At 66.6% G+C, this 1,715-nt stretch carries 1 protein-coding gene; it reads left to right on the top strand.

All coding sequences use genetic code 11. The annotated features are described in order from the left end of the window. Window positions 1–88 precede the first annotated feature (88 nt). The gene (locus ACZ7HQ_RS45275) at window positions 89–1,660 is read left to right on the top strand and encodes an ISL3 family transposase (RefSeq protein WP_471003439.1); all 1,572 of its coding nucleotides are present in this window, start codon (window positions 89–91) and stop codon (window positions 1,658–1,660) included. Window positions 1,661–1,715: the final 55 nt, after the last annotated feature.

The following is a 1,715-nucleotide window of genomic DNA, read 5'->3' as shown; positions in this document are numbered from 1 at the left end:
ATCTTGGCTCTGTCGACGATCTTGTGATGCGGACGTCTGAACGGGCTGTGCCGACTGTTCGCGATCATGCATCGCGTGCCCTCGTGATGTGCTCTTGGAGCTGTTTCCGTATCTGTCCGCGTTGTTCATCGAGGAGGTGGAGAGGCGACCGAACCGGGTGGTGTTCAGGACGCGGGTGCGTGCGGCGACCGCGGTCTGCCGGTGCGGCGAGAGCTCGGCGCGGGTGCACGGCCGGTACATACGCAGGCTGCATGACGTCGCCGCGGGCGGTCTCGGTGTCGTGATCGAGTTATGCGTACGCCGTTTCCGCTGCGAGAACCCCGTCTGCCCGGCGGTGACGTTCGTCGAGCAGATCACGGGACTGACCACACCGCACAGCCGCTACACCCCGCTGCTGCGGGGGATGCTGACGCAGATCGGCCTGGCCCTCGCGGGCCGGGCGGGATCCCGGGTGGCGGCCACCATCGGCATCACGGTGGGCAGGGACACACTGCTGCGCATGGTCAGAGCCGTGCCGGAGCCGGACATCGGCGAGGTGGAGGTGCTGGGCGTCGATGACTTCGCTTTCCGCAAGGGCCGGCATTACGGCACTTTGCTGATCGACATGGCTACCCACCGGCCGCTGCACCTTTACGACGGCCGCGAGGGCGAGGACCTGGCCGACTGGCTCCGGGGCCACCCCGAAGTGAAGGTGATCTGCCGGGACCGCTCCAGCGGTTACGGAGAAGGCGCGCGGGTCGGAGCGCCACAGGCCCAGCAGGTCGCCGACCGGTATCACTTGTGGGCCAACCTCGGCCAGGCAGTCGAGAAGAGTGTGAACGCTCATCGCTCCCGCCTGGCCGAACCGATTCCTGGGGATGCCGCCGAGCAGCTGGGAGTGGAGCCTGCAGTGGTCCAGTCGCCGAAAGAGCTCAAGATCGTGACTCGCCTGCGGGAACAGCACGCGGCAGCCCACGAGCTGTGGGATCAAGGAATGTCGAAGGCGGCGATCGGACGGAAACTCGGCCTGCACCAGGCCACCATCCGCAAGCTGGTCAACGCGCGCTCCGCCGATGACGTCGTCGCCAAGAGCCTGCAGCGGGCGCACGTCGTCCACCCCTACGTCGGCTATCTGCATCGGCGCTGGAACGAGGGGGTCAGAAACGCCGCCCAGCTCTGCCGGGAGATCCAGCAACTCGGCTATCCCGGAGGAGAGCTGGCCGTCCAGCGTCATCTGCGGCGTTACCGGACCGGGCGCGGACACGCACCCACCGTCGGTCCCAAGCCTCCGTCGGTGCGTGAGGTCACTTCCTGGATCATGACTCACCCCGAACACCTACGAGGCGAAGACGCAAACAAGCTGCACCGTCTGCGCGAGCGCGATCCAGAGCTGGGCCGGCTCACCGGCCACGTCAGGAAGTTCGCCGCGATGATGACCGGCCGCCAGGGCGACCATCTCGAGGACTGGATCGCCGACGCCGAGCAGGACACCCTGGTGCCACTGGCATCCTTCGCCCGCAACCTCCGGCGCGATCTCGACGCCGTCCGCAACGGCCTGACACTGCCCTACAGTTCCGGCGCGGTCGAAGGAAACGTCAACCGGCTGAAGATGCTGAAGCGCCAGATGTTCGGCCGGGCTGGCCTCGATCTCCTTCGCAAACGTGTCCTGCTCGCACGATGACCCCGCACCACCTGGATCACAAGATCGTCGACAGAACCCGGATCTTCACGTGGAT

This window comes from Streptomyces sp. NPDC037290 (genome assembly GCF_055603245.1).
This window is presented reverse-complemented; position numbering and strand designations above follow the sequence as displayed.